Source organism: Xanthobacter wiegelii, from assembly GCF_043193855.2.
Taxonomy (GTDB): domain Bacteria; phylum Pseudomonadota; class Alphaproteobacteria; order Rhizobiales; family Xanthobacteraceae; genus Xanthobacter; species Xanthobacter flavus_A.
Genome location: NZ_JBAFUY020000003.1, coordinates 54,963 through 80,674, shown reverse-complemented (window position 1 = coordinate 80,674; position 25,712 = coordinate 54,963). Strand labels below are relative to the sequence as shown.

Here is a 25,712-nt window from a genome sequence, read left to right as displayed (position 1 = left end):
GTCTCACCACGACCGAACGAACCCGCATCGATGGCCGCGTGGCCAATCTGGCTCAGAGCCCGGCGCGCGCGGATAACGAATCTCTGGCCCGCCTGGGTGAGGTGAACGCCGCCATGGTGACGAACGAAAAGCGCGGCTCCGATCTCGTCTTCGAGATCCGGGATACGTCGGCTGATGGCAGACTCCTGAACTTTCAGCGCCTTTGCCGCGCGTCGAAAGCTTCCGCGCTCGGCGGCTGCAATAACGTAGCGAAGATGGCGCAGTTCGATCGTCAGGGTGCTACCTCCCGTGGCCTGAATTACGCGGCCACTCTTGCTTCCAGGAGGCTGCTACGATCGCGGCGTACCCGCTTCCTTGGCCATCGAGCCGTGCAAGACCGTGCGGCAAGCTACATGCTGTAGCCGCTACAGGATCAAGAGAAATATGATCAAGATCGGAGGTTTGTTCTCTAGGCTTGAACAGCGAAACGATCCGCAGCCTCACGAGCGCATCAGATTCGTCTTCGTCGCCACGCACTCGCAGCGGAACCAATTTTTATGGAGCCGAGGAAGAAGTGCTGCGGTAGCCATTCGTCGCAGCTAAGTCAGGCTGGTTGCCTCAAGCCGCGAGTACGGTCCAAGCAAGGCGGAGGAACCGCTCGCTAATCATTTTTCGCGAACCGACAATCCCTCCCGTTGCGCCTCGCGCGCCTCCTTCAGAATATCCCAGCCGCCCTTGAGAACGATCCCAACAACCACCAGCCCTATGATCAAATCGGGAAGCGGTGACCTGAAGAACATGACTGCAGCGCCGGAAACAACGATGCCAGCGTTGGCCAGCATGTCGTTAGTCGTAAAGATCCAGGACGCCTTCAAGTGCACGCCCTGGTCTCGATGCGAGCGCAGCAACCGCAGGCAAAGCAGATTAGTCGCGGCGTTTGCGATGGCCGTAACAATCATGGCTAAACCGATCGGTTCAGCGCCCACGAAGAAACGTCGAAGGACCTCCACGAGCAGCGCCAGGCCCAAAACGATCAGAAGGACGCCCGACAGGCGTGCGACACGCGCCTTGGCTGCGACCGTTCGCCCGACGGCATAGATGCTCACCGCGTAGACGCCGGCGTCGGCTAAATTGTCCAAGGCGGCACCCAGCAGACCGGTGGAGTCTGCAATAACTCCAACGAACCCGGCGACAATCACTTGTAGGAAATTGATGCCGAGCACCCACAACAGGGTCTTGCGTTCGGCGGCATTACTCGCGTCAAGCTGGATTTCGGATTCTTCTTTGTTGTCTTTCGCACTCATGCAGATTTCCAACGTTCGCAAATCAGGTGAGTCGGCCCAATGCAATGGCGGTGATGAGAAAAATGCCGAGCGCGCCTCGATAAACCACGAAGGGCCAAGCCGAAAAGCGCTCGAGCACGCGCATCAGTCCCCAGATCGCGAAGAAAGCTGAAATAGAAGCCACCGCGAGCCCAACGAGGAGGATGGACCAGGCGTCGAGAGACAACTGAGCTTTGTAGAGTTCCCAAATTTCTTTGAAGCCGGCCAGGGAAATTGCCGGCAGGCCAAGGAGGAAGGAGAATCGCGCCGCCTCTTCCCGTTTCAGGCCGAGCGCAAGCGCGGCGGTCAAGGTGGAGCCTGAGCGCGACACTCCCGGGATCAAAGCGCCGATTTGCGCGATGCCGACAATCATTGCATCGATGAGGGACACATTCTCAAGTGTTCGTCTGTGGCGGGCATGAATCTCCGCCAACGCCAGGAGGACAGCCATGACGATGCAGGCCCAACCGATCACAGTGAGACTGCGCAAAGGAGAACTGCAGGCGTTCAGCACTCCCGACAAAGACAAGCCAGCCACGCCGATCGGGATCGTCGCGAGACCAATCCAAACAGAGAAGCGGAAGTGTCGGTCCCGGAAGTCCCGATGCACAACGGCGCGGAGCGAGTTCGTGGCCAACTGGCTCACGTCGTCCCAAAAATAGCTGACGACGGCAGCCAGTGCTGCGAGCTGCATGGCGGCGGAGAAGGCGGAGCCGGGATCCTGCCAACCGAGCAACGCAGGTACGATCCGCATGTGCGCCGTCGACGAGATCGGCAGCAGTTCGGTGATCCCCTGGACAACGCCCAGCACGGCGACCTTGATATAGCCCAACGTAACGAATCCAGTATCGACGCCCTGAGTACAAGCTTCCGTCATGCAGGCTCCTTTAATTTGCGAGCGCTGCTCGAAGGCGTTGGTCACCTGCTGGCACGAAAACTGACAACGCACGCGGCAAGAGATTGAAGCGGGCGGGCGTCATTGTCGTGATTTCCCCATCAGTGTTGACAGGTAGCGGCGGGTCAGTTCGGATCTCAAGGGGGCCAGGGCTGCAGAAGGCGCGCATGCCGACAAGATTTCGGTTACGACCGCGCCGGAATGCCGTCAGGAACAGCGGCCATTGCCAAAATCGTCGCGGCTCGACGCTGTAGAAGTCCAAGCATTGGTCGTCGATTGCTGCGGCCTCGTAGACGGCCATACCGCCGCCGTAAAACACACCGTTTCCGACTGCGATCTGAAGACTGTGGAGCCGGATCGTGCGATCGGCGGTCGCCACCTCGGCAGTGAACGGCCTCGTGTAAAACACTGTTTTTAGCGCAGCCAGCGGGTAGCTAAGCCGCCCCAAATGCCGCTTCAGGTTGCCAGTCATACGACGCACGAGTTCAACGCTCAGGCCCATGCTCGCAACATTGACGAAGTACTGGTCGTTGACTTGGCCGACGTCGATCCGCCTTGTGCAGCCCGCGACGATGACCGCGACCGCCGCTGCAGGTTCACTCGGAATACCAAGTGTCCGGGCAAGGTCATTCGCCGTGCCGAACGGTAGGATGCCGAGCGGCAAGCCAGCCTCTAGAACGCCCTCGAGCACGGCGTTGACAGTCCCGTCGCCGCCGCCGACGATCACGAGATCCACCTGATGAGCATGCCGACTGACCTCGCGAGTCATATCTGCCGACCGAGCGCACAGCCCGTACGTCAAGATAAATCCGCCAGCCTCAAGCTGCTTGACAGCGCCATCAGCTGCGCGATTACCACCGCTGCGGCTCCGCGGGTTCAAGAAGAGCAGCGCGCGCCTTTTAGTTGGTTGATGGTCCACCATGGTTTTCCTTGAAGGCCAAATCACAATGTTGCCGTGCAGGACGGAGCCATCGAGCGGCGGATCGAATGCCCCGAGGACGAGTTCGCGGCCCATCTGCCCCGACCGAGCGATCGTATGCGGCCGCGCACCTCAACCGATGCTGCCAAGCGCTGGAAATGTCGTCAGCATCCAAATGGCAATCTCCTGCATGCGACCCGTCATCATCAGAATGCCGATGCCGATCATCACCGCCCCCGCGCCCACGTTGAGCGCCGCGCCAGTGCGCCGCATGCGTTTCAAGACTACCGCCGCGCTACCGAGGAACAGCGCCACGAGGAGAAAGGGGACGCCGAGCCCAAGACTATAAGCGCCGAGGAGCACGGCGCCATTACCGGCCGAAGTCGCTGTGACGGTGAGGATCGAACCGAGAACCGGGCCGATGCAGGGCGTCCACCCGAAGCCAAAGGCAATGCCGAGGAGGAAGGCTCCGAAGGGGCCTCCAATCTGCTCTGGCCCCCGCCAACGCCGATCTATCATTAGCGAGATCGGCAGGCGCAGGAGCCCCGTCATAGCGATACCGAAGACTACGACCAGCGCGCCACCGATCAGGTTCGCTTCCATCTGATAGCGTTGCAGAAATCCGCCGAGCGCCATGGCACTCAGCCCCAGCGAAACAAAGACGGTAGTAAAGCCGAGAACAAAGAGGAGTGCCGGTCCGAGAATACGAAGCTGTCGGGTCCTCCCGTCGCCAACTGTCCCGTCAGCTCCGCCCGCGACGTAGGACAGATAGCCCGGAACGAGCGGCAGCACACATGGCGAGAGGAAGGAGATGGCTCCGGCCATCACAGCCGTGGCTAGCCCAAGCAAAGACACGTCTATGAGCGCCACGTCAGTACCCCGCGCGGCGCGGCCGCTTCTGAACGGGGATCATCGCCCTCGCCGGCCAAAAGGAGGCTGCGATCAGTAGGACGACGCCAATCGTTATCATCGTGTCCGCCATGTTGAAGGCCGGCCAGTGCCAGCCGCCGACATGGAAATCGAGGAAATCAGTTACGGCACCTTGACGTATCCGGTCCAACACATTGCCTGTAGCACCGCCGGCAATCAGGCCGAGACTAATCGTCTCGGATGGCTTTTCGGTTCTCATGGCCCAGACGAGAAGTCCGGCCACGATCACCATCTTGATTCCGGCGAGCAACAATGGGCGATCAAGAAAAAGCTCGCGGAACATCCCGAAGCTGACGCCCGTGTTGAAACCGAGCGTCAGATTGAAAAATGGCGCGATCTCGATCGTGCGCGGCGGCACCATCACAATGTTAACGATCAGCCATTTCGTGACGAAATCGACCGCAAGCGCGAGAGCTAGGGCACCACCGGCCAATGCAGTTCGTCGAATCAACTTCGGATACGCCACGATCAATCAGTCCTCATTGTTCAGCCGTTCTCCCCGGCCAGTGCATTTGTGCTGGGTCGAAATCGTACCGGTGCGGCTTGAGCTAGCTACGCCGGGGCCGTCTCGGTGATCGCGGGAGTCTGACGCCGGTGCGCCGAAACGCCGAGGCCGCCGGAGGGGCCACCCTGTTGAGTGCTGGTCTGACCGCGGTTGAGCAGGCGCAGGCCGTTAAGAACGACCAGCAGCGACGCACCGACGTCGGCCGCGATGGCACCCCATAGCGATGCGAGGCCAATCACCGTAAGCGCTGTGAACACAAGCTTCACAGCAATGGAGAACGCAACGTTCTGCCGGATGACGGCGAGCGTCGCGCGCGAATGGCGCACCAGCCACGGAAGCTTCGAAAGATCATCCGACATGAGTGCGACATCGGCCGTCTCAATGGCGGCGTCGCTACCCATGGCGCCCATGGCGATGCCGAGATTGGCACGTCCCATTGCAGGAGCATCGTTGACACCGTCGCCGACCATGGCAACCGACCCAAAGCGCCGCACCAGATCTTCCACGGCCGCCACCTTGTCGCCAGGTAGCAGTTCAGCCCGGACCTCGTCGATGCCGGTTTGCTTCGCAATCGCCTCTGCCGTCGCCCGGTTATCCCCCGTGAGCATCACGACGTGTTTGATGCCGGCGAGGTGAAGCGCCGTAACAATGCCTTTCGCCTCCGGGCGGACGGCATCTGCAACGGCGACGAGGCCCCAGACCTCCTGACCATCGCCGACCGCGACGATGGTGCGACCGGCGCTTGAAAGTTCATCGGCCCGCTGCAGAACTACATCTGAGTTGATGCCCCGCTCCTCAAGGTAGCGGCGCGAGCCGAGCCAGACCTCTCTGCCGGCCACGCGGCCGGTGACGCCTCGGCCAACGATGGCTTGGACGGCCTCGGCAGGCTCGGCGGCGATCTTGAGTTCGGCGGCTTTCGCGAGGATGGCGTGAGCGATTGGATGTGCGCTGCGCGCCTCCAGGGCCGCGGCTAAGCCGAGGAGTTCCATTTCGCTACGGCCTCCAAACGGCACGATCTCGACCACCTGCGGCCGCCCTTCGGTGAGTGTTCCGGTCTTGTCCATGGCAATGGCTTTGAGGCGCGCAGGCGTTTCGAGATGTGTGCCGCCCTTCACGAGGACGCCCTGCTTCGCCGCGCCGGCAAGTGCCGCCACGATCGTCACCGGCGTCGAAATCACGAGGGCGCAGGGGCAAGCGATCACGAGGAGCACGAGAGCCCGATAGAACCAGACGTCCCAGGCACCGCCCAAGAGCAAGGGCGGAGCGAGAAAGATCGCAATGGCGAGTACCATCACCACGGGCGTGTAGACACGCGCAAACTTCTCCACCCATTGCTCACTGGGCGCGCGTCGGCTCTGCGCCGAACCGACCATGCGGATGATCTGGGCGAGCGTCGTGTCATTCGCCGCTTTGGTGGTCACGACATCAAGAGCACCCTCTCCGTTGATGGTGCCGGCAAAGATCTCGTCGCCTTCCGCCTTGAATACGGGGACGCTTTCCCCGGTGATCGGCGCTTGATTGACCTCGCTCTCGCCAGCGGCAACTCGGCCGTCGAGCGGCACCTTGTCCCCTGGCCGGACGATGATGTGCGCGCCGACCCGAACCTCAGCCGCCGGAACGTCGCGCTCGGAGCCGTCTTCGAGCTTGACGCGCGCTGTCGGCGGCGCGAGTTCCATGAGGGCGGCAACCGCCCGGCGCGCGCGACCGAGGCTCCAAGCCTCGAGCGCCAGCGCCAGTGCAAAAAAGAACGAGACTGTAGCGGCTTCAAACCAAGCACCAATACCGATGGCGCCCGCGACCGCGACCATCATCAGCAGATTCATGTCGGGACGAAGCCGTTTGGCCGCGAGCCACGCCTTGGGCGCGACGTAGCGCGCCGCGCAGAGCACCGCGATCGTGTAAAGCACCATGCTCGGCACTGGGGTCGAGGCCAAGGCGTGTTCACCTGCCTCGAAGGCTGCGATAACGCCGCCCCCGAGCCAAGCGTGGACCGCGAAGCCCAACGCCGTGAGCACGCCGCTTGCGGTTGTCAGCCACGACTGCACCCGCTTGCGCCGCCCTTCAGCCTGCGCGGCTTCGCTAGTGTCGCCTTCAATCCAGCGCTCGGAGCGTAGACCTGCACGAGCCACCGCCTTCTCGATGCGGGCTTCGAGCGCCGCCTCCGGCGTCACGTCGATCGACATGCGGCCGTTGAGGAGATCGAAGGCGAGCTTGTCTTCCCCGACCAGCGGCCCAACCTCGCGCTTCAACGCCGCGATCTCGTCGGCACAGTCCATGCCGTGAATGCGAAACACGACTTGGCCGGGCAAGCGTGTCGGGATCGGCGGACTGAGTGCCTCCTGCACCTCTGCGGCACAGCCGCACGCCGCACCTTCAGGCACTCCGGCGCGGTCGGCCGCACTGAGCGAGACTGCCGGCGGCGACCAGGGCTCGGCGCGCATGCCCGTTCGCGCCACGGCTTCCCCGATCGCGTCGGGCGCTGCCCGATTCTGGGGGGCCACGGTCATCATGCCTCGCGCGGTGTCGAAGGCGAGCTTGTCCTCGCCGACAAGCGGACCAAGTTCCCGCGCGAGGGCCGCCACCTCGTTCGTGCAATCGAGGCCGTGGACGCGAAAGAGCAACGTCTCGGCCGTGCCATCCTCAACAAGGGAAGCACGCATGCCCGTCGGGGCAACGCGGCCGATGATGTCGTCGATGGCCGCCTGTCGCTGCGGCGCGACCGTCATCAGCCCCTTCGCGGTGTCGAACGTCAGCCAAGCCTCGCCCCCAACCAGCGGACCAATCTCACGCTTGAGCGCCGCAACTTCATTCTTGCAGTCGAGCCCTTCGACCCGAAACAGCAGTGCCGGTGCAGATTGCTGCGCTGGCTCCCTAAGGACATGCGCTTGCATGCCGGTCGTCGCGACCGCCCGTTGAATAGCGTCGATCGTCGAAGCGTTCTCGGATATCACCTCCATGACTCCGGCTTGAGTATTAAAGGACAGCTTGTCGTCGCCGCCGACAAGCGGCGCCACCGCAGCGCGAAGGGCACGAACCTCGTTCTGGCAATCTAAGCCGTCGACTTTAAAGCGCAGCTTGCTTGAATGGCTCATCATCGCGGCATCAGCAGTCATCACAGTCCCCTTACTGTTGTCATTGCGCTCGGCTCCAAGCTCTCTCACTCTCTTGGTAACCATACATTCTGTAGTCACTACAGAATCAAGGGGGGCGCTGCCGCAGGCGGCTCTTTCTGATCTTTTAATTTTGCCTTGCCAGATTCCAGGCTCGGGCCCTTGTTGGGCACCAGCTGGATGCGCAGTTACGAAGACCCGCGCAACGCATGGGCCTGCTCACTTCCGCGAAAAGACGTATTTGGCGAGGGCTATCGCCCCGAGCACCAGAACGACGATGACGAGGAGACCGAAAACGCCCATGCCCCACATCATCCCGCCCGCCATCATGTCGTGCATCATCGGTCCGCCTCCTCTCGAGGGCCGCCGGCTTGCTGAAGCGCCGGGAAGCCGCCGGCAACGTGCGCGACATCGGTGACGCCCATTTCCAAGAGCGCCTTGGCCCCGAGGGCAGAGCGGCTTCCTGAGCCGCAATAGAGCACCAGCTTCTTCCCAGCCCCGAGCTCCCGCTTGTGGGTCGGGCTTGTGGGATCAGCATAAAATTCGAGGAATCCGCGGGGTACATGCACAGCGCCCCGGAGCTTGCCAGTTTTTTGCAGCTCTTCCCCCTCGCGCACGTCGACAAAGACGACGTTCGGGTCGCCCATGAGCTCTACGGCGTCTGCGCCCGAGAGGCTCCGTATGTCTCTGGTAGCTTCAGCGACCAGTTCCTTTGCGCTCTTGGCCATTTTTAACACCTTTACTCGTCCCAGGGTGCGCCCTCCAGCGCATCGAGGGGGATCTTCAAATAGCGCTTACCGCTGCTCTCGGGCTCGGGCAGCCGCCCTCCGCGTATGTTCACCTGCAACGACTGCAGAATGAGCTTCGGCATGGGCAGCTCTCGGTCGCGCTTTTCCCGCAGAGCAACGAACTCCTCCTCCGTTATCGCCTTGATCACGTGGATGTTTTCGGCCTTCTGCTGGGCGACCGTGCTTTCCCACAAGGGCTTCCTGTCGCCCGGACAATAATCATGCCCGGTGAACAGGCGCGTCTCGTCCGGCAGCGCCAAAATGCGCTGGATGCTCGTCCACAGCGCACTCGCGCTACCGCCGGGAAAATCCGCACGCGCCGTACCGCCATCTGGCATGAAAAGCGTGTCGTGGATGAAGGCCGCGTCGCCTGTGACGTAAGCAATCGAGGCCAGAGTATGCCCCGGTGTGAACAGCACCTCGACATCCATATTGCCGATCTTGAAGCGTTCGCCGTCGGAAAAAAGCCGGTGCCATTGCGAACCGTCGGTCGGAAAACTTGGGGGTAGGTTGTAAATTTCTTTCCATAGCTTCTGGACGTCGACCACTTTAGCGCCGATTGCAGTCGGAACTCCGGTTCTGTCATTCAGGTATCCGGCGGCAGAGAAATGGTCTGCGTGGGGGTGCGTATCGAGGATCCACTCAAGCGTGTAACCCTCACGGTCGATGTATTTGAGAAGGGCATCCGCAGACGGTGTGGCGGTGGCGCCCGACTTCGGATCGAAGTCCAGGACCGGATCAATAATGGCGCAGCGTTTTGTTTCCGGGTCCGCGACGACATACTGGACGCTGAACGTCCGTTTCTCGAAAAAGCCCGTCACAATCGGACCTTTCCGGATGGGCAATGACCGTTGAGCTGACCGGGGGAAGTCAGTCTCGGGTTCACCAGCGACCGCGGCCCTCATCGTTAAGCTCCTTATAAATTCTGAGCCAATCTACTTCCTGTAGCGACTACAGGATCAAGCCCCAATTTAAGTGGGTGTCTCAGTTTGAAACTCGGTACGGCGAGGGCAGCCGACCGTAGTCAACGACCAGCGGATGGCCTGGATTCGACGCTCGCCCTTGCCGGAGATCCATACAGGTTCATCTCGAACCGGTGTCGGCGCTACCGATCGGACCTGTTGGAAACGCGGCTTCTGCTGCGGAAGACTATCTGCATGACGGGCCCGGAAGCGGTGCGGCTGTTTTACGATCCGCGTCGGTTCGTGCGCCGCAGTGCCACGCCTAAGGCGATCCAGAAGACGTTGCTCGGGGAAGGTGGCGTACAGGGTCTCGACGACGGGGTGCCCTTGTCACGTGGAATTCGGGGCACCGATCTGTCCTTCTTCATCTACTGTCTCGCACGTCCTCCTTGCCACAGGCGACCTACGAGCGGGCGCTGTCCACGAGCGGAAGAACTTGCCTAAACTTCCCGCCCTTGGACTGTTCCGGCGATTCCTCGGCGCGCTCCACGGCGACGTGATCAAGGCCATGTTCGGCAAGCAGGCGTTTGATCCCGGCCTGCACCGTTTCCCACACACGATCCGAATCAGCGCCACGTGTTTGCAGGCGCACGCGAAGGCTCGTGGGGCCTGTCTGCACGATCTGAAACATCTGAAGCCCAGGGGTACGATCCGCCACCGTGGAAAAGGCCAGGGGTGCGATGGTCACTCGGTCGCCGCCATCGGTGCGGAAGGTCAGGACCTCCGAGGATCGCCCTTGCACACGGATGGCTGGCAGCGGATTGCCGCACCGGCAAGGTCCGGCCTGCTGCAAGACACTGTCGCCCAGATCGTAGCGCAAAATCGGCTGCACTCGATTGGCGAGATTGCTGATGAGCACCGTATGGGAAGGCTCACCTGGCGGCACCGGCAGATGGCCCGCGTCAACCGGCTCAAACACCACCCAGTCGCTGTTGACGTGCAACCATCCATGTTCGCAGCTGTAGCTGAAGAACGGGCACTCGGTAGCGGCGTAGCTGTTGCCGACCTTTGCCTTAAATGCTCGGGCAATTCGATCGTACTCCCCTTCCGGCAGCCCTTCGGCGGAGAGCGCCAGTAACACCGGATTGATGTGCAGACGGCCGCCTTCCTGTTCGCTTGCAAGTAGCGCACCCATGCTCGCGTAAGGCGCGAGGAGCACCGGTCGGAACTGGTTGAGCCGGGTCACGAGCTCTTGCAAAGGCATGTGCACCGACAGCACTTCGAGGCGTCGGCCTCGGCTCGTCTTTAGGCGTGCCGCAGCCACTGCGGAGGCGAGGTGGCCGCCCGTCGCCATGACCATCGCCATGCTCCCTCCGCCCGCGACGATCCGAATGAAATCCCCCGCACCGAGCCAGGCCGTCAGCATGCGAAAGGCCATCGCGCTAGTGACGGCCATGCTCCGGTCATCGACCACGAAGACGCCACGCGTTCCCGTCGTGCCCGATGTCGTCAGCAGGGTGTATTTGCCAAGGAAGCGCTCGCCGATAAGCGTCGAATCTTCTGCGAACGCTTGCGCCCGTTCCAGGGTTATCTGTCGATCGACACACCAGTCATCGAAGCGAGCCATCAACGTCTTCTTGTCGGTAACAGGAAGCTGCTCGGCGCGTTCGACCCGATCCGGCAGATCACGGTACAGCTCACGGTAGTACGGTGAGTTGGCGCGGGCGTGGGTGACCATGTCGGCGAGACGGGCGCGCTGGCGTTGCGCGATTGCGCTGAAGCCCTTCCTTCGTGTGCGCCAGGCGTCCCAGATCAGGCCTATCACATGCTCGGTCATGATCGTTCCCAGGTTCACACACCTTCAGCCGCTTGCTACACGTACAACCTGTAGCCACTACAGGAGCAACCCCCGATGATCGCGATCGGAGCCTTATCCCGACGCACAGGCGTCAATATCGAGACGATCCGCTACTACGAGCGGATCGGGCTGATGCCGAAGCCTGGCAGAACGGAGAGTGGGCGGCGTCGATACGGCACACCGGACGTCCAGCAGCTCGCCTTCATCCGTCACGCGCGCGAACTTGGATTCGAGATCGCGACAATTCGCACGATGCTCGGGCTGCGGGAGATGCCCGATGCCTCCTGTGAAGAAGTCAGCCGGATCGCCCAAGATCAACTCGCGGCGGTCGACGATCGCATCGCGCGGCTGCTGGGCTTGAAGGACGAGCTAACGCGCATGATCAGATCCTGCGCGAACGGAAAGGTCGCCGACTGCCGGATCATCGAAGTGATGGCCGATCACGTTTCGCTGGCCGCGCGTCCCGGCCAAAACTCCTCATGACGAGCAGGATCGCGCCTACCACAGTGCAGCATTGGCAAAATTGAACGCTGCCAGTGATAGCCCAGGCGTGGAGGTCGAGATAGTCAACGACGGCTCCAAGTCGGAGCGATCCGCGATATTGCTTACGGCGCCGCCGATGATGCTCCCAGGGTTACGGACTCCCAGACGTTGCCGGCACGTCAGACCAGACCGCTGACAGCACGACGATGCCGATGAACCGTTGGCGAACAATCCGAACGACACGCCCTCGTTGACGCCCAAACTCCGATCAAAAACAGCGCAACAAGTGACCCGATCGCCGTTCGATAGCGTGGCGACCGCCAAGAACTTTGTCATCTGATCAAGGCCAGGGCCAGCAAGGCGGCCGCCAACCCGGCCGGCCTGACGCGCGCGAAATTACAGACGCAAAGCTCGGATCAGGGAAATCGATCCGGTCGAGGCAAAGACAACCTCGAGCTCGACCACCTCGGAAAAACCGGCCGAACGGATCAGCTCCGGCAACACGCCCCGTGCCTGTGGCTCGGTATTCTCGGTCCCGTCGAGATTTTGTACGGTGGCGCGGAAAAGCCTCCGCATCAGCTTTGTGCGTTGAAGGCCATAATCGGCGATATGGAGCTCGCCGCCTGGAGACAGAGCCTCATACGCAGCGCCGAGCGCCGCCGACTTTTCCGACAATGCGACTTGGTGGAATACAAGGCTGGACACGATCTTCGTCACCGCCCGACCGCGCAGCAATGAACTGGCGTCGCGTGCGAATCCTTGAACCAGATCCACCGCAACTCCCGCACGCCCGGTCTTCGCACGCGCCCGATCCAACACGGTCGGATCCGGATCGATGCCGACCAGCTTCACCCCTCGGGCAGCCGTCCCCAGCTTCACGAGCAGCGATCCTGTGCCACATCCAAGATCGGCGATCACGTCGTCCGGCGACGGTCCCACCTGCGCCACCAAGCGGTTCCGCCAGTGGCTCTCTCGGGTCAAGACCGCGACGCCGAAATCATAGAATGGCGTCAGCCAATGGAAGCCCGCCGCAGGCGTAAATGGTGCAACTTCGCTTTCAGAACGGCTCGACGTCATCGCATCTCTCCTCAGCGTAAGGATGCTACTTCCTGTAGTCGCTACAGGATCAAGCGATTTGGTTGCGGGGCATCGGCCCTTGAGCGCCAGGATTTCACACGGCCGGAAGATAGAAAGGCAGGTTAAGCCCCGAGCCGACACCAACCTCGAGCACCCTGCCTTCCGCCGCGCCGATCACCCGCTCGCGATAAGGTCGCAGCCGCTGGTTACGCATCGCGAGATCACAAAGCCTCTGCAGTATGACGTCGTTGTAAAGGCTCATCACGCCGCTTCCTAAGCCGTGCTGATGCTCGCAGCCTCCGCCGCATCAGTGATTCCGCCCGTCGCTTTTCGTTGCAAAACTTGCGCTCGTGGGCATCAAAACAGTCCTTTCAGCTTATCCCAGAAGCCTGAACTCGGATGTCCGTGAGGTTTTTGCGCCCGGTTTGTGAGCGCGTTGACAAAGATCACCAGATTGACCGGCTCGAACTTCAGGCCATGGAAGCGGGCACGAAGCCGACCATCCTGGTCGATGACATGAGTGACGATGCCGTGCATCTGCATGCCGTCATCGCCTTGCGTGAACTTGAGACCGTAGGCCTCGGCGATCTTGCGCGTACTGTCCTCGGGCTGATCGGGGGCGGCCGTCAGGAACATCCAATTAATAGGATCGAGGCCGTGGGCATTGCCGTAACCGCGCAGGACCTCGCCGGTGTCACGCTTCGGATCCGTCGTGATGGTAACAAACTCGACCATTGCCTTCATCGGCGTCTGGTTGATCATCGTCTGGAGCTCGGCCATCCGCTCGGCGTGGAGCGGGCACACGTCCGGGCAATTCGCGTAAATGAAATTCAACACTACGACCTTGCGGCGCAGGCTGGCGAGGCTGACGACGCGACCATCGGCATCCTGCAAGATGAATCCTGGCGCCTCGCTGTCGACCGACTGGAAGTATTTGTCTTTGTCGCGCAGATCCTGATCGACCTCTTCAAGGGAGTGGGCCAGGACCGGCGCAACGCTCGCCATCAACAAGGCGATTATGAGCACTGAGAAATGCAGGAGACGCATGGCGATTCACCTTGGAGGGACGCCCGTGGCGTGCGCACCGCAGGAACTGCTAGCCTTGCCCTGGCCATCGGGCGTTTGCGCTCCTCCGGTCCCCTTAGACGAACCATTCACCCGGCTCGTACAAAGACCGAGCGCGCACATCGCGACGCAAGGAAGCGCGCTCAGCAGCAGCGGAGCGGCACCGATTGCGACGAGCCCGCTCCAATTGAACGCCCCGCCGATACCGAGCACCAGGACACCGAGCAGAATGAGTCCATGCCGGCCCCGCAGCAAACGTTTTAACCCGCCTAGACGCGACTGAGACTCGGGATCGGTCGGCATGTCAGTGGCATCAATACTGGTCATAACGGTTGATCACTTCGTTGTGGGGCAGACGGATGCTTTTCTTGGCGGTCGATGATCGATTTGAAGAATGCGGCCATGTCCGGCGCGTCCCATTCGGCTGGACCGATCAGCCGCCCGAGTTCCTGGCCTTGCGCGTCGATAAGCAGCGTCGTCGGTAGGCCAGCCGTCGCAAGGGCGAAGCCAGCCTTGCTAGAAGGATCGATGTGGATGGCAAGGTGCTGGATGCCGATGTCGGCGTAAAATTTCTTCACAACCTCGATCCCGCCGCGGTCGATCGACAAGGCGAGCACCTCGAAATCTGGCCCGCCGAGTGTCGCCTGCAGCCGGTCGAGCGTCGGCATCTCCTTCCGGCAGGGCGAACACCAGGTCGCCCAGAGATTAAGGAGCACCACTTTGCCGCGGAAGTCGGCGAGCGTCTGAGGGTTGCCTTCGCCGTCCGTGAACCGGAGCTCCGGCACGGGGGCCGGCACATCGCGCAACACGAAATTCTGGGGCGGACCGGCGAGCACCGGCCCCGCCATTGCGAAAATCGCGACAATGGCGAGGACGGGCCGTCTCATGACGTGCCCCCCTTCGCCTGCTGGCGCAGACGATCGACGAGCGGAAGGATCGTCTCAGTCAAAGCCTGCTCAGTGACCGGACCAATCTGCTTGTGGGCGATACGTCCGTCGGCGCCGACCACGAAGGTCTCCGGCACGCCGTAGACACCCCAGTCGATCGCGACGCGACCGTCCCGGTCGGCACCGGTGCGGATGTAGGGGTCGCCAAACCTATCCAGCCACTCGGCCGCATCTTCGGGGCGGTCCTTGAAGTTGAGCCCGTGGATCGGCACCGTCCGGTCCTGCGCAAGGCGCAGGAAGAGCGGGTGCTCAGCCCGGCAGGCGACGCACCAAGACGCGAAGACATTGACGAGCGAGACCTGGCCTCGGAGATCACCGGTCGACAGGCCGATCGTGCGGCCTTGGACGGGCGGGAGGCTGAAGGCCGGCACGGGTTTGCCGATCAGGGCCGACGGAAGCTGGCTGGGATCGCTGCCGAGCCGCGAGGCGACCACGGCGGCGAGGCCGCCGAAACCGACGACCGGCGCAAAATAGAGCAGCCGACGCCGCGTGATAGCTGCGGCCGGCTGCTCCACGGCTGTGGTTGCATGCTCCGTGGTAGTGCTGCCAGTCATCGAAGCGACCTCCCAGTCATTCCGTCGCGTAGACGGTCGGAGCCTTGCCGTCCTTAGTCACGGCATAGATCACGAACTTCTCGGTCTTTGTGCCCACCATCCCCGGCGAGCCCATCGGCATTCCCGGCAGCGTGATGCCGTCGATCGCCGGCTTCTGGGTGAGCAGCCTGCGAACAATGTTCACCGGAACATGGCCGTCGATCACGTAGCCGTCGACGAACATCGTATGGCAGCCTTCGAGCTCCGTCGGCACCCCGGCCTTGCGGCTGATCTCCGCGAGGTCATTGGTCGGCTTCACGTCCACCTGAAAACCGTTCTGGCGCAGATAGTCCGCGTATCCCTCGCAACAGCTACATTGGGGGTTCTTGTAGAGAGTTGCCCGAATGCCGGTGTCCGCGATCGACGGCATCGGCAGCAGTAGAATGGCGGCGCTTCCGAGCAGAAAAGTTCGTCGTTGCATGGGTGGGTTCCCTTCGTCTGGTTCGAATTCAGGCCACGCGCAGCACGGTCATCATGCCGGCCATCTGGTGGTCGATGACGTGGCAATGCAGCATCCAGTCGCCCGGATTGTCGGCGACAAAGGCGACCTCGACGGCATCCCTCGGCGCCATCAGGACCGTGTCCTGCCATTGCCGGTGCGGCACCCGAACGCCGTTCCGGCTGAGCACCCGAAAGCTGTGGCCGTGAAAGTGCATCGGGTGCCACCAAGCGGTTTCGTTGCGCAGAACCAGCACGACGCTGTGCCCGCGCTGGAATGTGAGGGCGGGCTCCATGCCGGCATGGCCGTCGCCGGTCATCGACATGCCGTTGATGGCCCAGGCGGCACCGCCGCCCATGCCCATCATCCCACCCATCATCCCGCCCATGCCGGTCATGGCGCCGCCCCCCATCATGCCGCCCTGGAGCGTCAGCTCGTGGCGATCCGCATTGGCGAGATCGGGCTCCGCTAGGGGATTGCGTAGAAGGCTGAGCGGCGCGTCAGGGGGATGCTCGCGAATGGGCGGCTTCTCTCCGTAGGCGAGCTGCGTCACCCAGTAGGACAAGCCGTCGTAGAAATCGTCGATGACGCGGTAGCGGCGCCCCGGCTCGCCCTGCATGTCGAGCGCGACGTCGATACGCATGGCAGGGCCGAGCAAGATCCGGCCGCCCTCGGGCTCGTGCGGGTCGCAGGGCTGACCGTCGATCGCCACGATCACTGGCCGGTGCCCCTCGAAGCGCAGGGCCATGACGCGAGCGAGCGAACCATTGACGAGGCGGAGGCGAATGCGCTCGCCGGCCCGGATCGGCTCCTCCTCCGAAACCTGACCACTCAGTGTGACCGTATTGCCGACCCGGCCGGACATAGCCGCTTCCATCCGGTTGCCAAATCCTGAGGCGATCTCACCCCCCGAGGTCAGCCGCCAGTCGGCCAGGAGCCAGAGAAGATCGCGGTCGACCGGGACGGTCTCGCGCTCTTCGACGATGATTGCCCCGGCGAGCCCACGGCCGAGCTGCTCCAAGCTGTTAGCGTGCGGGTGATACCAGAAAGTCCCCGCATCGGGTGGCGTGAACTCGTATGTAAAGCTCTCGCCAGGTTTGATCGGCGGCTGCGTCAGACCGGGCACGCCATCCATGGCATTCGGCAGCCTTATGCCGTGCCAGTGGACAGTGGTGTCCTGGTCGAGATGGTTCTCGACGATGATCCGCGCCGGCTCTCCCTGCCGCAGGCGCACAATCGGACCCGGCACGGTGTTGTTATAGGCCCAGACATCGGTTTCCGGGTGGCCTTCGCCGGCAAGACGCGCGCGGGTTGGCGCCGCCATGATGCGATGATCGACAGGCACTGCGGCCCTCGCCGGCAACGACCGTAACGCTGTGGTCAATAGAAGACCGGCGCCGGCCCCGAGCAAGCTTCGACGCGACACGGGATAACTGAATTCGATACTCACGTTCGACCCCTCCGTTCATCGTCGATGACGGAACGCGTCGGCCTTCGATTGCTGATGACATCCGATGGGCTCAATGCGCGCGGCAGAAGACGCGCGGACGCGCTCGTTCACTCGGCTCATCGCCTGAACGCGAGAGCCGCAGCGTCAACCGATCTCGATGGGTCTCGGAGGGTATGGTTCGGGCGGCGATGCCTTGCCGTTAAGCAGCGGGTATCGCGCCATGAATGACACGGTCTTGTGGACCAGCATCACCGGCTCGGCTAGCGGGAGCACCGCCAGCATGGGTGCTACGCAGATGGCCGCGCAGGAGATGGCCTTCATGCCATCGTCGCCGCCGCCCGCTGGGCAGCCCTGACAGGGGTCGTGCCCGGAACCGCCCATGTCGAATGCCATTGCCATCTTCACGGTCATGTCGCTGGCCTGGGCGGCGGACAGGCTCGTCCCCACGGTGACAAAGACCGCGAGGAATAGGGCAACGAGCTGTCGGGCCGACCAAAGTTTCATGGCAGTCTTAGCATCGCCCCAAACTGTGCCGAAAACAAGCCAGACTCATAGAATGCGACGATGGGACGCCGGACGGGTTGCGGCCCCTGGTGCAGTGGACACCGTAAGAACAGTATCTAGCGAGCACCAACACGGCGATGCCGATGATTCCAATGAGGCTCATGCCCCACATCATCCCTCCACCCATCATCATCCGAGCTTTCGCCAAGGAATTCGTTCGGTGCTCCCTGTATCATCCCACGGACCCCGAACTGCGGTATATCACATAGGCAGCAACGACGAAGATCAGCCCGGCGAAAATCCGATTGAGCAGATCCTTGCGAGACGCAAGATACGTCGAGGCAAACGTTCCAATCGCACCGCCGGCAATTCCGCCCACGATGAACTCGGTCGCAATCGTCCAATCCACCAAGCCGGTCGCTGCATAGTTGATCGCCGTCGCCAAGCCGAAGGTGCCAACCGCCAACAGAGAGGAACCAATTGCCGAGATCGTCGGCATTCCGGTGGCAAGGATCAGTCCAGGGACGATCAGGAAGCCCCCGCCGATGCCGAAGAAAACGGAGACGCCGCCAGCAATCAGAGCAACTATGCCCGTCACCGTGCACATGCGCCAATCGACGCGACGCGGACTACCACCTTCGTTCTTGCGCGGACGAAGCATCAGAGCGCCGACCACCATCATCAGTAGGCCGAACAGGAACAGCAAATGCTGGCCGTCGATCGCCTTTCCGAGCGTCGATCCGGCAAGGGCGCCGATCGTCCCGACCAAAGCGAACAGGATCGCGCAGCGCCACCAGATATGCCCATTTCGGGCGTGGACGATCAGATTGATATAGGCGTTCACTGAGACGGCGAGCGCGCCCGTCCCGATTGCCACATGTGGATTGGAGACACCGACGACATATAGCAGCAACGGTGTTGCCAGGATCGAACCACCCCCGCCAATCAAGCCAAGGGTGAAGCCGATCAGCGCGCCCGTACCAAGGGCAAGAAACACGGCCTCGCTCACGCCGATTCATGAACGACCATGCCGATCACCATGGCAACGACGAAGGCTACGACCGGCATGAGGCCGAGTGACAGGGCTGACAGCGCCGGGCCGGGGCAAAGACCCGCCAGGCCCCAGCCGACCCCGAAGATCGCGGAGCCAATGACCAGGCGCGCGTCGATCTTCGTCGCGATCGGAAGATGAAAGACCGTATCCAGCATCGGACGCGCCATGCGGCGCTTGATCGTCATCCCGATCATGGCGACGGCGATCGCGCCACCAAGTACGAAGGCAAGGCTGGGATCCCAGGCTCCGAACACATCTAGGAAGCCCTGCACGCGAGCTGGATCGAGCATCCCCGATAATGAGAGGCCAATGCCAAAGACTGCCCCGGTGCCGAGCGCAACTGCGCCTTGCGAAATGCGATTCGTCATAGCCCCGCCATCCGCATCGATGTGACCGTAAGGATCCCGGCCAAAAGGAAGGCGGCGACCGCTGCCATTGATCGGCGTGAGAAGCCTGCAAGGCCAAGGACGCCGTGGCCGCTGGTGCAGCCGGATCCCATACGCGTACCGAAGCCGACAAGCAGCCCAGCGATCACGATGGTCGGCATCGAGGCGGTTATCACTCGCAGGACGGGGCAGGCACCAAGCACGGGTGGAAGCCGGCGGGCGGTTGGAAATTCGGCAACACGATCGATGGCTGTCAGGCCGAGTTCGTGTGCGTTCCTGATGCCATGGTCAATTTGAGTCTCGTACCCGAAGGCTTGACCGACGAACAGGTTCTGATGTGCCCGGACATCATGTCTACAGGCTTCGTCGGCGCGGAGAACGGAGACATTCGCATCGGCGATAGCGTCGTGGTTTTCGCTCAAGGGCCGATCGGCCTTTGTGCCACCGCCGGCGCCAAATTGAGAGGCGCCACGATGATCATCGCCGTCGATGCGATCGCCGAACGAATGGCCGTGTCGCGCATGCTCGGCGCGGACTTCATCATCGATTTCAAGAAAGCTGACCCTGTCGAGGAGATCATGAGGATCACGGACGGGCGCGGGGTTGATGTTGCGATCGAGGCCCTCGGGACGCAGGCAACCTTCGAGGCTGCGCTGCGCGTGCTGCGGCCGGGCGGCACGCTGTCGAGCCTTGGCGTCTACTCGACCGACCTTCGGATCCCGCTTGGGGCCTTCGTTGCTGGGCTAGGTGATCACAAGATCGTCACGGCGCTGTGTCCGGGTGGCAAGGAGCGGATGCGGCGGCTCATGGACGTGATCGCTTCCGGAAGGGTCGATCTGACGCCGCTGATCACCCACCGCTACAAGCTCGACGACATCGAGAATGCCTATGACCTCTTCTCCCATCAGCGTGACGGGGTGTTGAAGGTTGCCATTACTCCGTAGCGCCTGAAGCGCCACTCGTTGCCGATACACTGCTGCGACGAACTACTGGTCCTTAACCAAGCGCTTTTCTAAAACATTCGGAAGCCTCAAGATGTCTCGGGAGGAAAGCAGTTCTTCACCCTTCGATCCCCGGGGTGACACGACACCATCTTCGCCCTGATATCGGTGGTCACCCTTACCGTTCGAAGAGTTGTGGAGCCCAGCTTCAATTTTCGCGGAGAATTTCCGGTTCCGCTTGATCTCAACCACGAAGGGCCGAACCGACTGTTTCATCCGTCCTCTCCAATCTCTCGGCAGGGCTTGCATGCTACGACACCGATGTGACTGGCGTTTGATCTCAGTCAATTCCGTCGCAGCGGCACACTTACCTCAACCAATACATCGTCACTCGAAGGACCGGACTGCCTGGCAAACGCCGGAGTGCCGAACTCGACTTCCCGCCAAGCGGCATTCGGGCCCCCAAGGCCTTTTGAGCGACAGGGGTCGCGCGTCAGCGCGATCCAGACCTATCCCGCGGCCATTCCTGCAACGCAACAATCCAGAGACCCACCAAGTTGGCCAGAGGCACGAGCGCAACGATCGACCAAAGTGGCGAGAATCCAATTCGAGCGAGAATGCGTCCGACGGGGTAAAGCAGCAGCGTGACAAACAAGACGAAAGCGATCCAGTGCCAAGCCGACCAATAGCCAATCATCATATAGGGTTGGTCCATCATTAGAATGTCCTTAGCACTTTTGCTGCGTGAATTCACAACCTGAGATACAAGAATCTGCGAAGGGGCGAGCCCTCCGTCCAGGCTCGTCGCGGCAACACGCAAAGCCAGATACTTCTCGTGTCAACACCACCAATTGACATGTCTCAGCAGCCATGCCGACCTAACGTGCGACGATTTCATCGTAAGATGGCAAGTTCTATGCTGGACTAATTACTCCGAGATAAGGCCGTTCGTAACCGCCGCCTTGTCGTACAAGAATACGAGATTGGGGTCGGGGAGGTCGCGAGCGCGGTCCTTACCGTCGAAGTCGAAGCGCGTCAGGAAATCTCGGATGACATTAAGCCGTGCCTCTGACTTGTCGTCCGCGCGCACGACGGTCCAGGGCGCAAATGGCGTGTGCGTACGGGCCAGCATCTCGTTCCGGGCTACACTATAATCGTCCCAGTGCTTTGTCGCTGTATCGTCGATCGGGCTCAGCTTCCACTGCTTGAGCGGATCGTCGCGGCGATCCTTCAGCCGGCGCTTCTGTTCGGTTCGCGAGATATCCAAATAGTATTTGAGGATGGTGACGCCACAATGGGCGAGCAGCTGCTCGAACAGCGGGGCCGTCATGAGGAACTCGTCATATTCCTCGTTGCTGCAGAAGCCCATTACCCGCTCGACCCCGGCGCGATTGTACCAACTGCGGTTGAACAGCACGATCTCCCCGCCTGCCGGCAGATGCGGCACCCAACGTTGGAAATACCAAGACTTCTGGTCTCGGTCGGACGGTTTGCCCAGTGCGACCACCCGCGTCTCGCGCGGGCTGAGATGCTCAACGATTCGCTTGATCGTTCCATCCTTGCCGGAGGCGTCCCGTCCTTCGAAGATCACGAGAACCTTCTTGCTGGATTTGATGAGGTGCTTCTGAAGGCCCGCCAGCTCCACCTGGAGTTCGTGAAGTGCTTGTCTGGTGGCTTCGTGTTTTTCTTTCTTGCCCATCTGGAATTCCTGTCATGAAGTTTGTTGCATTCCGAAGTATCGTCGGTTGCAATTCAACGGTACGAAAGCGCAGCCGCCTGCCAACCTAGACAGGCGTTCACCGGGGGCCGATCCTACTCAGTCGGATATCTTCGGCTTGCCAATTCGTAACTCCCATTCTCTCGCTGAATCGCGATCTAAAGGCGCCGAAATCCATCAGTGCGCCGTTTCAAGAGCGGCGGGAGAGTTAACCCGTGCCAGGAGGCCCGGGATACCAAGACTTCCGACGACGCCTCCCAGCACCACGAGGGCCGTTAGCGTGAAGGGCGCGTTTGGCACGAAGGAAACCCCAAACAGCAGACCGCCAGCGGCCGATCCTGCCGCTTGGCCGAGACTTGCGGCCGCAGTCTGCCGACCCAATTCCGCTCCTTGCCTTTCCCCCGCACTGAGCGAAATCCAGTACGTCGCGATGGGGGAGAGGATACCAGCGCTGGCCGCGATCGCGGCTACGACGATGGCCGTAGGCACGGTCGCTGCGGCGAATGGCACGGCGGCGACGCTCACTGCCAAGACAACAAGGGCGGGCGTGAGGAACCAGCGTGTGGTCTGCGGCTTGACGAGCGGCGAGAAGATGATCGTTTGAGCGACCAACATGACGAGGCTGCACACACTGAACATGAGCCCGATCTGGTAGGTACTCATGTCGAGAACTTGCATTCCGCGAAGCGACAGGCCGACTTCGAAGGCACCCACAGCCGCGGCGGTTACGAACGAAATGACAAGGAGGCGTGGAAGGGCGGCACGGCCCTCAGGCCCACTTGCAACTCCCTCCTGATTTACGCCGCGCTCCATGGCGTCAGGCACAAAGAACCATACTGCCAGCGCCACCAGAAGCGAAAAGCCCGATGTCGTTAAATAGGGTGAAAGGGAAATTGCAGCCTCGCCCGAGCCTGGAAGGAGTTCGCGGGCGACAACCACGGTGAAGCTTCCCAGCATCGGCCCGACCAGGAAGCCGATGGCACCGGCAATGTTGAGCAGAGCAAAGCGGCGCGCGCGCCATTCCTTGGTCCGAGCATAGTCGCCGACAAGGGCATAGGCTGCGGGCACAATGGAAGCCGCGAACAACCCGTTCAGGAAGCGGCCGAGATAGAGCAGAGGGAGGCCATCGGCGAGCGCAAACAGTGCCAGGGTCAAGGAGAACCCCATCAGTCCCGCGAGCAGCACGGGGCGGCTACCATGCCGATCCGCAAGGCGGCCCCATAGTGGTGCGAACAAAAACAGCGCGAGGGTGTAGGTTCCGGTCAGTATGCCGGTATGCCGCGATAGGACAGTAGGATCCGTCGTTCCTGCTATCCGTTGAATCGCAAGCGGAAGTATCGGCAGAAGGAACCCGTAACCCACGGTAATCGTGAACATTGCTAGAAGCAATGAGATCATCATCCACCATCGCAATGGCTGGAAGGAACTTGCCGCGATCACGCCGCCGCCTCGACTGCGGCTTCCGTTGAACCACTTTGGACTCTGCTGTCGCGCGTGATGCCGGCCAGCCGTGTGCGCTTGAGCATCAGGGCGTTGATCGCCACCAGAGCCGAGCTGCCCGACATGGCGAGAGCGGCGATTTCGGGGCTCAGCAGCATTGGGTAGAGCACGCCCGCTGCGAGCGGGAAGGCGATGACATTGTAGGCCACGGCCCACCACAGGTTCTGGTGCATCTTGCGCAGGGTTGCGCGGGAGAGCTCGATGGCGCCGACGATGTCGTACGGATCGCTCTTCATCAGCACGACGTCGGCGCTCTCGATGGCGACGTCCGTCCCCGCACCGATGGCGAACCCCACATCGGCCTGGGTGAGTGCCGGAGCGTCGTTGACGCCGTCGCCGACCATCCCGACCTTGTGGCCTTGTGCCTGCAGCTCCTGAATCTTCGCCGCCTTCTGGCCCGGCAGTACATCGGCCAGCACCATATCAATGCCGAGAGTTGCGGCGATTCGCTTCGCCGTGCCGGCGTTGTCGCCGGTCAGCATGGCGACCTGGACGCCACGCTCGCGCAGCTTGGCTACGGTCGCCTGGGCGGTCGGGCGCGGTGCGTCGGCGATCGCGACGATGCCGAGAAGGCGGCCGCCACGGGCGACATGAACCACGGTTCGGCCGGCGCCCTTCAACTGCTCCGCCGCATCGGCGAGTTCGTCAAGGCCGATCTTTTCCTCGTCCATGAGCCGACGGTTGCCGAGAAACGTCGTCTGACCCTCGATCTCGGCGCGGGCGCCTTTCCCCTCGAGATTGAGGAAGGACTGCGCGTCCGGCACAGTGAGCCCTTCAGCGCGCTCGATGATCGCCAGCGCGAGCGGATGATCCGAACCGTGCTCGACCGCGGCCGCGATGCGCAGCACCTCATCGGGCGACGCCTGGCCTGCCGCGATCACGTCGACCACGCGCGGCTGACCCATGGTCAGCGTGCCGGTCTTGTCGAAAACGATGACGTCGAGCTTGGTCGCATCCTCCAGCGCGGACGCGTTCTTGAACAGGATGCCGTTCATCGCGCCGAGCCCGGTTCCCACCATCACCGCCATCGGCGTGGCGAGCCCGAGCGCATCGGGACAGGCGATGACAAAGACGGTGATGGTCAGCGTCAGCGCGAAGAGGAGGGTCTGACCGATCCAGAAATACCAGACCGCGAAGGTGACGAGACCGATCAGGATCGCCGCGAGCACAAGCCATTGCGAGGCCCGATCGGCGAGAAGCTGCGCCGGCGCCTTGGAATTCTGCGCTTCCTGGACGAGCTTGACGATTTGGGCGAGGGCCGTGTCGGCACCCACCTTCGTCGCCTTGTAGCGCAAGCTGCCACTCTTGTTGATGGTGGCTCCGATGACCATGTCGCCCGGCTTCTTCGAGACCGGCATCGACTCGCCCGTCAACATCGATTCATCGACGTCGGAGCGACCTTCGAAAACCTCGCCGTCCACAGGGATTTTGTTGCCGGGACGCAGAATGACCGTATCGCCCAGTAGGACCTCGGCGGTCGGGATCTCGATCTCGGCACCGCTCCTGAGCACCGTGGCCTTGGGCGGCGCGAGGTCCATGAGCTGACGGATTGCCTCCGACGCGCCAGCTCGTGCCCGCATCTCAAGCCAGTGTCCGAGCAGAATGAACACCAACAGAACGGCAACAGCCTCGTAGAACTGCTGGCCTTTGAAGAAAAAGGTCGAGCCGACGCTGAACAGGTAGCCCGTGCCGACACTGAGCAGCACCAATACCGCCATGTTGAGCACGCCGTTGCGCAGCGCGCGGATCGCCGCGACGACGAAGGGCCAACTCGGATAGAGGATCGCGGCGCTCGCGAGAACGAAAAGGAGGATCTCGCGATCGAGGCCGAATGGCGGATCGATGCGCAGGAAATCCATGCCCATCGGCTGCAGCAGAAATATCGGCACGGAGAAAATCAACGCGACCCAGAACCGGTTGCGCATGTCCCGGACCATGCCCTGCATGTCCATTCCCGCGCCATGACCCATCTCATGGGCCATGGCATCGTGCGAGATCGGCATCGCCTTACCCGGCGTCCCAGAGGCAGGATGCGCCCCGTGGCCCGCGTGACCGGCGCCATGACGATGCGGCGCCGCCGGATGCGCCGGCGGCACGGTCGTCTCGTTTGGCACGCATTGGTGCCTCGGAACCACCTCGCCGCGGCAATGGAAGCCGCAGGCGATCACCTCGGCCTGGATGGTCTCCAGGCTGGTACGTGTCTCGTCGAAGCCGACCGTAGCCGTGCCGGACGCGAAGTTGACGGCGGCGGAGGTGACACCGGGCAATCGACGCAGGCGCTTCTCGACCACGAGCGGATCGAGCACATCGAAGAATTGCTCCACGTCAATTGTTGTGGTCGTCACAAC

Annotated in this window: 25 protein-coding genes and 4 pseudogenes; 3 read left to right on the top strand and 26 right to left on the bottom strand. The window is 62.0% G+C overall.

All coding sequences use genetic code 11. The annotated features are described in order from the left end of the window. Positions 1-143 precede the first annotated feature (143 nt). The 10 genes and pseudogenes from V5F63_RS26050 to V5F63_RS26005 all read right to left on the bottom strand — a co-directional run. A pseudogene (locus V5F63_RS26050) lies at positions 144-242 on the bottom strand (LysR family transcriptional regulator); the annotation flags it as partial. A 402-nt stretch (positions 243-644) separates the two neighbouring features. Next, positions 645-1,283: a cation efflux transmembrane domain-containing protein gene (locus V5F63_RS26045; protein ID WP_394015593.1), complete on the bottom strand. Its 639-nt coding sequence runs from the start codon at positions 1,281-1,283 to the stop codon at positions 645-647. Positions 1,284-1,305: 22 nt separating this feature from the next. After that, positions 1,306-2,178: an undecaprenyl-diphosphatase UppP gene (uppP, locus tag V5F63_RS26040; protein WP_394015654.1), complete on the bottom strand. Its 873-nt coding sequence runs from the start codon at positions 2,176-2,178 to the stop codon at positions 1,306-1,308. A gap of 10 nt (positions 2,179-2,188) precedes the next feature. Beyond that, on the bottom strand, positions 2,189-3,211 hold the full coding sequence (locus tag V5F63_RS26035) for a lipid kinase (protein ID WP_394015592.1): 1,023 nt from the start codon (positions 3,209-3,211) through the stop codon (positions 2,189-2,191). Between the two features lie 36 nt (positions 3,212-3,247). Next, entirely contained in the window at positions 3,248-3,985 is a 738-nt protein-coding gene (locus tag V5F63_RS26030; RefSeq protein WP_394015591.1) for a cytochrome c biogenesis CcdA family protein, read from the bottom strand. 1 nt (position 3,986) lies between these two features. Further along, entirely contained in the window at positions 3,987-4,511 is a 525-nt protein-coding gene (gene lspA / locus V5F63_RS26025; protein ID WP_394015653.1) for a signal peptidase II, read from the bottom strand. Positions 4,512-4,597: 86 nt separating this feature from the next. After that, positions 4,598-7,663 (bottom strand): heavy metal translocating P-type ATPase, encoded by a 3,066-nt coding sequence (locus tag V5F63_RS26020; protein WP_394015590.1) that lies wholly within the window; start codon positions 7,661-7,663, stop codon positions 4,598-4,600. A 216-nt stretch (positions 7,664-7,879) separates the two neighbouring features. Further along, a complete protein-coding gene (locus tag V5F63_RS26015; protein ID WP_394015589.1) occupies positions 7,880-8,002 on the bottom strand; it encodes a hypothetical protein in 123 nt (40 codons plus the stop codon). Continuing rightward, positions 7,999-8,388: a rhodanese-like domain-containing protein gene (locus V5F63_RS26010; protein ID WP_394015588.1), complete on the bottom strand. Its 390-nt coding sequence runs from the start codon at positions 8,386-8,388 to the stop codon at positions 7,999-8,001. Before V5F63_RS26010 ends, V5F63_RS26015 begins: the two co-directional genes overlap by 4 nt. Before the next feature lie 11 nt (positions 8,389-8,399). Further along, a complete protein-coding gene (locus V5F63_RS26005; RefSeq protein WP_394102825.1) occupies positions 8,400-9,353 on the bottom strand; it encodes an MBL fold metallo-hydrolase in 954 nt (317 codons plus the stop codon). A gap of 84 nt (positions 9,354-9,437) precedes the next feature. On the opposite strand from V5F63_RS26005, the pseudogene V5F63_RS26000 reads away from it, so the two are divergent. Further along, positions 9,438-9,728: pseudogene (locus V5F63_RS26000) on the top strand (hypothetical protein); the annotation flags it as partial. Positions 9,729-9,813: 85 nt separating this feature from the next. On the opposite strand, the gene V5F63_RS25995 reads toward V5F63_RS26000, so the two are convergent. Beyond that, the gene (locus V5F63_RS25995) at positions 9,814-11,187 is read right to left on the bottom strand and encodes a phenylacetate--CoA ligase family protein (protein WP_394015587.1); all 1,374 of its coding nucleotides are present in this window, start codon (positions 11,185-11,187) and stop codon (positions 9,814-9,816) included. Positions 11,188-11,262: 75 nt separating this feature from the next. Here V5F63_RS25995 and V5F63_RS25990 point away from each other — a divergent pair, with 75 nt between their 5' ends. Further along, entirely contained in the window at positions 11,263-11,691 is a 429-nt protein-coding gene (locus tag V5F63_RS25990; protein WP_394015586.1) for a MerR family transcriptional regulator, read from the top strand. 396 nt (positions 11,692-12,087) lie between these two features. On the opposite strand, the gene V5F63_RS25985 is transcribed toward V5F63_RS25990, so the two are convergent. The 11 genes and pseudogenes from V5F63_RS25985 to V5F63_RS25935 form a co-directional block, all read right to left on the bottom strand. Next, entirely contained in the window at positions 12,088-12,768 is a 681-nt protein-coding gene (locus V5F63_RS25985; RefSeq protein ID WP_394015585.1) for a class I SAM-dependent methyltransferase, read from the bottom strand. Positions 12,769-12,865: 97 nt separating this feature from the next. Continuing rightward, positions 12,866-13,030, bottom strand: a pseudogene (locus V5F63_RS25980) (SAM-dependent methyltransferase); the annotation flags it as partial. Positions 13,031-13,125: 95 nt separating this feature from the next. After that, positions 13,126-13,815 (bottom strand): SCO family protein, encoded by a 690-nt coding sequence (locus tag V5F63_RS25975; RefSeq protein ID WP_394015584.1) that lies wholly within the window; start codon positions 13,813-13,815, stop codon positions 13,126-13,128. A 341-nt stretch (positions 13,816-14,156) separates the two neighbouring features. Then, complete coding sequence (locus V5F63_RS25970) at positions 14,157-14,720, bottom strand: TlpA family protein disulfide reductase (RefSeq protein ID WP_394015583.1); 564 nt, start codon at positions 14,718-14,720, stop codon at positions 14,157-14,159. Then, positions 14,717-15,334 carry a DsbE family thiol:disulfide interchange protein gene (locus tag V5F63_RS25965; protein WP_394015582.1) on the bottom strand — a complete coding sequence of 206 codons (618 nt, stop codon included), beginning with the start codon at positions 15,332-15,334 and terminating at the stop codon, positions 14,717-14,719. The genes V5F63_RS25970 and V5F63_RS25965 overlap by 4 nt, the downstream gene beginning before the upstream one ends. A gap of 16 nt (positions 15,335-15,350) precedes the next feature. After that, entirely contained in the window at positions 15,351-15,794 is a 444-nt protein-coding gene (locus V5F63_RS25960; protein WP_394015581.1) for a DUF411 domain-containing protein, read from the bottom strand. A 28-nt stretch (positions 15,795-15,822) separates the two neighbouring features. Next, on the bottom strand, positions 15,823-17,136 hold the full coding sequence (locus tag V5F63_RS25955) for a multicopper oxidase family protein (protein ID WP_394015651.1): 1,314 nt from the start codon (positions 17,134-17,136) through the stop codon (positions 15,823-15,825). 270 nt (positions 17,137-17,406) lie between these two features. Beyond that, on the bottom strand, positions 17,407-17,766 hold the full coding sequence (locus V5F63_RS25950; RefSeq protein WP_394015580.1) for a hypothetical protein: 360 nt from the start codon (positions 17,764-17,766) through the stop codon (positions 17,407-17,409). Positions 17,767-17,998: 232 nt separating this feature from the next. Beyond that, the gene (locus V5F63_RS25945) at positions 17,999-18,775 is read right to left on the bottom strand and encodes a sulfite exporter TauE/SafE family protein (protein ID WP_394015579.1); all 777 of its coding nucleotides are present in this window, start codon (positions 18,773-18,775) and stop codon (positions 17,999-18,001) included. Continuing rightward, the gene (locus V5F63_RS25940; protein WP_394015578.1) at positions 18,772-19,188 is read right to left on the bottom strand and encodes a YeeE/YedE family protein; all 417 of its coding nucleotides are present in this window, start codon (positions 19,186-19,188) and stop codon (positions 18,772-18,774) included. Before V5F63_RS25940 ends, V5F63_RS25945 begins: the two co-directional genes overlap by 4 nt. Beyond that, positions 19,185-19,379, bottom strand: a pseudogene (locus V5F63_RS25935) (YeeE/YedE family protein); the annotation flags it as partial. The pseudogene V5F63_RS25935 and the gene V5F63_RS25940, both read right to left, overlap by 4 nt. Here V5F63_RS25935 and V5F63_RS25930 point away from each other — a divergent pair. After that, a complete protein-coding gene (locus tag V5F63_RS25930) occupies positions 19,293-20,150 on the top strand; it encodes a zinc-binding dehydrogenase (protein ID WP_394071849.1) in 858 nt (285 codons plus the stop codon). The pseudogene V5F63_RS25935 and the gene V5F63_RS25930 sit on opposite strands and share 87 nt — an antisense overlap. 490 nt (positions 20,151-20,640) lie before the next feature. Here the strand turns inward: V5F63_RS25930 and V5F63_RS25925 are convergent, their stop codons facing one another. From V5F63_RS25925 to V5F63_RS25910, 4 genes are all read right to left on the bottom strand, one after another. Further along, positions 20,641-20,865, bottom strand: a complete 225-nt coding sequence (locus V5F63_RS25925) for a hypothetical protein (protein WP_213375315.1) — start codon at positions 20,863-20,865, stop codon at positions 20,641-20,643. Positions 20,866-21,075: 210 nt separating this feature from the next. Beyond that, complete coding sequence (gene ppk2, locus V5F63_RS25920) at positions 21,076-21,846, bottom strand: polyphosphate kinase 2 (protein ID WP_394015568.1); 771 nt, start codon at positions 21,844-21,846, stop codon at positions 21,076-21,078. 195 nt (positions 21,847-22,041) lie between these two features. Continuing rightward, complete coding sequence (locus V5F63_RS25915) at positions 22,042-23,304, bottom strand: MFS transporter (protein ID WP_394015567.1); 1,263 nt, start codon at positions 23,302-23,304, stop codon at positions 22,042-22,044. Beyond that, positions 23,301-25,709: a heavy metal translocating P-type ATPase gene (locus V5F63_RS25910; protein ID WP_394071850.1), complete on the bottom strand. Its 2,409-nt coding sequence runs from the start codon at positions 25,707-25,709 to the stop codon at positions 23,301-23,303. Before V5F63_RS25910 ends, V5F63_RS25915 begins: the two co-directional genes overlap by 4 nt. Positions 25,710-25,712 lie beyond the last annotated feature (3 nt).